Origin of the sequence: Streptomyces sp. NPDC047028 (assembly GCF_040644095.1) — a bacterium.
Lineage (GTDB): Bacteria > Actinomycetota > Actinomycetes > Streptomycetales > Streptomycetaceae > Streptomyces.
Genome location: NZ_JBEYVS010000102.1, coordinates 1 through 5,253 on the forward strand (window position 1 = coordinate 1; position 5,253 = coordinate 5,253).

Sequence of the window (5,253 nt, forward strand, 5' to 3'; positions counted from 1 at the left end):
CGCCGAAGACGTACGACGATCCAGACCTGCAGAGGGTGAAGGGGACGTACGAGCTGATCTTCGGGAAGCGGTTCCACGGCCACTACTACTGGTACGTCCCCTTCGAGGCCGACAGCCCGCTGGACACCAGCACCGTGGTGCAGCACACCAGGCCCATGACGGCGGAAGAGCGTGCGCAGCACTGCTGAGGGAACGGACCGCTGCCCGACGAGAGGAAGACCGGAAACCCATGCCATCGACGCGCAACCCCGCCCGCTGGGCGGCCGTCCTGGCGGTGCTGTGCGCCGGAGGCGGTCTGCTGGCCGCCCCGCCCGCGCAGGCCGCCGACAGCACCCCCACCACCGCCGAGCTGCTGGCCAAGTGCAATCACGGCACCGACAAGTGCGTCTTCCATCCGGCCGGCGCCCTGGAGATCTTCGCGGGGCCGGCCCATCAGGTGGGTGACCTCGCCTACAACTGCACGGAGGACCCCCAGACGTCGTCCCGGGCATGGGAGGACACGACGGGCGAGTCCAACTCCCTGGGTGTCTCGCTCCGTGAGGAGTTCGAGGTGGGCAGCACGTTCGGCCCGACGTACAAGTTCGCCTTCGAGCAGTCCTACAAGCACACCTGGTCGAACTCCCACACGGAGTCCCAGACGACCTTCCTGAACGTCCCTCCGGGCGAGGTCGGCTGGGTGACCCGCTCACCGCAGATGCAGCGGGCGAAGGGCACGTACGAGCTGATCTTCGGGAAGCGGTTCCACGGCCACTACTACTGGTACGTCCCCTTCGAGGCGACCGGCCCGGCGGACCTGCCGAGCACCAAGTCGCAGCGGAGCAGGCCGATGACGGAGAAGGAGCGCCAGACGTACTGCTAGGACCTGTCGTCACGTTTTCGGGCCCGCCGCGGACGCTCAGGCGTTCGGCCGGGCCCCGGCCAGGGCCTTGACCTGTGAGGTGTCGAGGGCCCTGGCGTAGACCCGTACGTCGTCGATGCCGCCGTGGAAGAGGTCGGCGGGCCTGCCGTCCCACCACCCACGGCCGATGCTGAACGGGCCGTTCGCCGGCCAGGTCGCCGCGTGCGCCTCGCTGCCTTGGAGCCCGCCGTTCACATAGAGCCGGACGGTGCGGGCACCGGCGTCGAACACGCCCGTCAGGTGCTGCCACCCGCCCGTGACGGGCGCCCGCCGCGACAGCACCGCGGACTCGTCGGAGTCGACCGAGTCGCGGTCGCCCATGGCGAACCGCCACCGCCCGGCGTCGGCGGCGTACTGGAGGAAGAACCCGCCGACGTGGCCGCCGTCCTGCCCGGCCACCGTCTGGAACCCCGACGTGCACGTCAGGCGCACCCAGGCGGACACGGTGAAGCTCCGCCGCGTGTCGATCACCGCGTGCGGGGTCACGAAGGCGCCGGTGCCGTCGAAGCGCGCCGAGCCCGCCCTGTCCGCGACGGCGCGCGCGCCGCCGGTGAAGCGGCCGGGGCAGGCATCCGTCGCCGTCGGCCGTGAGGCGCTGAAGTCGCAGCGCAGCGCCGCGTCCGGGACCGCGAGGCCGTGCACCGCCGGAGGCGGCGAGACCGATGCCGACGCCTTGGCCTTACGGCTCTTCTTGACGCGTACCCCGCTGGGCGAGGGGGACGGGGGTGCGGCGCTGGGCGAGGGGGCGGCGCTATGAGTCGGCCCCTTGGTGACGGCGTGGGCCGACGGCCGGGAGGGGGACCCGTGACCCGCCCATGAGAACGGGGGTGCGCTCATCCACAGGAGCAGGGCGGCCAGAGCGGCGGCACAGGCCCCGAGCGCGGTGAACGCGACCCGGCCGCGCAGGCCCCGCGGACGGCGGGTACGGCCCGTCTCCCGTCCTTCCGGCTCGGGGGCCTGATCAGGGCCCGGGTCCCGGCCGGCCTTGGCCGAGAAGTAGTGCGGGCCGCCCCACCGCAGGAGTTCCCCGGCCAGCAGCACTCCGTAGCCGGGGTCGTGCAGCCGTGTCAGGTCGCTCAGCGCCCGCGCGCAGGCGGGGCACACGGCCACATGGGTGCCGAGTCCGCTGACGGTCCAGGCGTCGGCGGCGGGCAGGCGTGACTCCGCCGCGCCGATGAGGAGGCGGGTGAAGGGCCGGCACGGCGGGGCCGCGTGGGTGTCGAGCACCTGCGTGTAGGCGGTGCGCAGTCTGTCCTGGAGCGTCAGTGCCCAGGACAGGACCGTGCCCGGTTCGGTGCCCAGCAGACGGGCCACGGTCACGGGGCTGTCCCGTTCCACCGCGAGGTGCCACAGGCAGACCTGGACGCGCTGCGGCAGCCGCTGGAAGGCCCTCGCGAGAGGAGCCTGCCCCTCCTGGTCCTCGACGGCTGTCCCCGGTCCTGCCAGCCACTCCAGCAGGGCGGGATCCAGTCGCTGCCGCCGGTCGTCCCGGGACCAATCGGCGGCCGTCCGCAGGACGACGGCTAGCAAGTGCGGGCGCCAGGCCGGGTCGCCGTCCTCGGTCAGCAGCTCGCGCAGGGCCGCCGCGCTCGCGGCGGCGGTGAGGAGGGCTGCGGCCCGTGAACTCGCCGTGCACTGGGCCGCGTAGGCCACCACCGCGTCCTGGTGCCGCAGGGCCAGTTCCACCGCGGCCGCACGCGCGTCGGGTCCGCCGCCGGCCGCCGCGCGCGCCAGCGTGAGGTCGTCGGCGGTCCGCGCCCCGTCCACGGTTCTGGGCGGCTCGGCAGCCCGTTCGGCGGAGCGCTCGCCGCCCTCTGCAGACGGAGGCATGTCGGGTCTCCTGGACGTGATCGCGGGTGGGCGGAGAGCGGGGCGGGCCGGCGCGTGGGCCGCGGCCGCTCGCACTGTCTACCAGATCGTCCCGTGGCCGGGGAGCCGCCCGCCGGGCCCGCCCGACTCCCGCTTGACAAGGCCGGGTTGAGCCATTCTCACGACGCGGCTCACACGGCTTGCGCGCACCGCGGGCGCTGCGGACGGACCAGTTTCGGCTGTGTGGCGAAGACGCGATCAGTCAGCCCGGATGTCGTGGACCGGTGGAGGCGGAGGCAGCCGTTCACCGGCGGCTGCGCGGAACTGATCGTTCGGCGGTGAGTCACGCAGCGGTCGTCCGAGTGACGCTCACATGTGGCCGTTCGAGGGGTGTCGGTATCCGCTCGCCGCGCCGGTGGGGCGTGCCGACCGTGCGTCAGGATGCGGTCGCATACGGCACGACCCGGTCACCGGGTTCCACGGAAAGAGTCCGAACATGGCACAGAAACCCAGCGGCACCGGCGAACACGAGGGCGCCGCACGGCCGTTATGGCTGCAGGGGCGGGAGGCGGTCATGGCCGCCACGGAGAGGGAGCACTGGCGTGAGGGGCAGCAGCCGGACTACGGGCTGTCGGCGACGGTGATGCCCCGCCGGCGCACCACCCGGCACGCGGCGGACAGTCTGGAGGAGATCACCGAAAGCCTCGTCCAGGTCTTCGAGATGGAGATCTCGCACAAGAAGGACCCCGCGACCTGGGTCTCCGTGGTCACGGACCGCTTCCGCACCCGGGTGAACGGCGGGGCGTGGGCGAGCGCCAGGGAGCTCGCCGAGCGCGGCAGCTACAACGTGCTGATCGGTGACAGCGTCTTCTACCGGCAGGACCGGGAGACCTTCGAGTCCTCGCACGCGACCTTCCTCGACACGTTCACCCAGGGTTTCTTCTGGGAGGTCCTGGAGGTCCTCTCCCCACCGCCGGTCATCACGTTCACATGGCGGCACTGGGGCGTCTTCGACGGCGCGTACCAGGGGTTCGCGCCGAGCGGTGAGCTGGTGGAGATGTTCGGCTCCAGCGTGGCGCGGGTCGGCACCGACCTGCGGCTCGTGGAGGTCGAGCACTTCTACGACCCGCACGCCTTCCTCTCCCGCCTCACCGGCGGCTGCCCCGTCCACCGTACCGCCGCCTGAAGGAGACCCGAGTTGACCGACGACCGCGTACTCGTCCTCGACCCCAACGGGGCCGACCCCGACGCCGAACACCGGACCCTGCGTGAGCGGGGCCCCGCCACGCCGGTGGACATCCTCGGCGTGACCGCCTGGTCCGTCTCCGACCCGGCGCTCCTCAAGCGGCTGCTGACCCACCGGGACGTCTCCAAGGACGGCCGCGCCCACTGGCCTGACTTCGACCGGACCGTGCCCGTGTGGCCGCTGGCGCTGTGGGTGACGCAGCAGAGCATGTTCACCGCGTACGGCGCGGACCACAGTCGGCTCCGCCGCCTGGTCGCGCCCGCCTTCTCGGCCCGCCGTATCGCCGCCCTCCAGCCGGACGTCGAGGCCCTCGTGAACGGCATCCTCGACGGTCTCGACGCCCTTCCCGCCGGCACAGTTGCCGACCTGCGCGAGCATCTTGCGTACCCGCTGCCGATCGCCGTCATCGGCCGGCTCATGGACGTCCCCGCCGACCGGCGGGAGGAGTTCCGCACGGTGGTGGACAACGTGTTCGCCACCCACCTCACCGCCGGGGAACAGGCCGCGAACACCGCCGCCCTCTACGGCCTGCTGGACGCCCTGATCGAGATCAAGCGCGCCGCGCCCGGCGACGACATGACCTCGCAGCTGATCGCGGCCCGCGACGAGGAGGGCGACGGCTCCGCCCTGAGCGGCACCGAACTGCGCGACATGCTGCTGCTGTTGATCACCGCCGGGTACGAGACCACGGTCAACGTGATCGACCAGGCCGTCGTCACCCTGCTGTCGGAGCCGGAGCAGCTCGCCCATGTACGGGCCGGCCGGTGCACCTGGCAGGACGTGGTGGAGGAGACCCTGCGCCACGAGCCCGCCGTCAAGCATCTGCCGCTGCGCTACGCCCGCGCCGACATCCCCCTCCCCGACGGGCGGACCATCCGCGCCGGGGAGGCGATCCTCGCCTCGTACGCCGCCGCCAACCGCCACCCCGGCTGGCACGAGGACGCCGACCGCTTCGACGCCACCCGCCCCGGCAAGGACCACCTGGCCTTCGGGCACGGCATCCACTTCTGCCTGGGCGCCCCGCTGGCCCGCCTGGAGGCGACCACCGCACTGCGTCTGCTCTTCGAGCGGTTCCCCGAGGCCCGCCTCGCAACGGCACGCCACGAGGTGGAGCGCCTGCCGAGTCTGATCAGCAACGGCCACACCACGGTCCCGGTGCGCCTGCGCCCGGCCCCGGCCGGCTAGGTCTGTCGTACGGATCGGGCCCTAGTGTTCTGAGTCGGGAATTCTGTTCAGATATGTAGGCTTGCTCTATGGCACGGACGGGGCGGCCGAAGGCCGAGTTGACGCTGTCGGACGA

4 protein-coding genes and 1 pseudogene are annotated in these 5,253 nt (G+C 72.4%); 4 read left to right on the plus strand and 1 reads right to left on the minus strand.

The window, feature by feature from the left end:
* Nucleotides 1–188: pseudogene (locus ABZ854_RS36835) on the plus strand (hypothetical protein); the annotation flags it as partial.
* A 41-nt stretch (nucleotides 189–229) separates the two neighbouring features.
* Nucleotides 230–859: a hypothetical protein gene (locus ABZ854_RS36840; protein ID WP_361220323.1), complete on the plus strand. Its 630-nt coding sequence runs from the start codon at nucleotides 230–232 to the stop codon at nucleotides 857–859.
* Nucleotides 860–895: 36 nt separating this feature from the next.
* On the opposite strand, the gene ABZ854_RS36845 is transcribed toward ABZ854_RS36840, so the two are convergent.
* On the minus strand, nucleotides 896–2,728 hold the full coding sequence (locus tag ABZ854_RS36845) for a LamG-like jellyroll fold domain-containing protein (protein ID WP_361220326.1): 1,833 nt from the start codon (nucleotides 2,726–2,728) through the stop codon (nucleotides 896–898).
* A gap of 475 nt (nucleotides 2,729–3,203) precedes the next feature.
* Here ABZ854_RS36845 and ABZ854_RS36850 point away from each other — a divergent pair, with 475 nt between their 5' ends.
* Nucleotides 3,204–3,893, plus strand: a complete 690-nt coding sequence (locus tag ABZ854_RS36850) for a SnoaL-like polyketide cyclase (RefSeq protein WP_361220328.1) — start codon at nucleotides 3,204–3,206, stop codon at nucleotides 3,891–3,893.
* 12 nt (nucleotides 3,894–3,905) lie between these two features.
* Nucleotides 3,906–5,138 carry a cytochrome P450 gene (locus tag ABZ854_RS36855; protein ID WP_361220331.1) on the plus strand — a complete coding sequence of 411 codons (1,233 nt, stop codon included), beginning with the start codon at nucleotides 3,906–3,908 and terminating at the stop codon, nucleotides 5,136–5,138.
* Nucleotides 5,139–5,253 lie beyond the last annotated feature (115 nt).

What these genes read in the sequence shown, in the direction of transcription:
- ABZ854_RS36840 (WP_361220323.1), top strand. Translation starts at nt 230, where the DNA reads ATGCCATCGACGCGCAACCCCGCCCGCTGGGCGGCCGTCCTGGCGGTG.
- ABZ854_RS36845 (WP_361220326.1), bottom strand. Translation starts at nt 2,728, where the DNA reads ATGCCTCCGTCTGCAGAGGGCGGCGAGCGCTCCGCCGAACGGGCTGCC.
- ABZ854_RS36850 (WP_361220328.1), top strand. Translation starts at nt 3,204, where the DNA reads ATGGCACAGAAACCCAGCGGCACCGGCGAACACGAGGGCGCCGCACGG.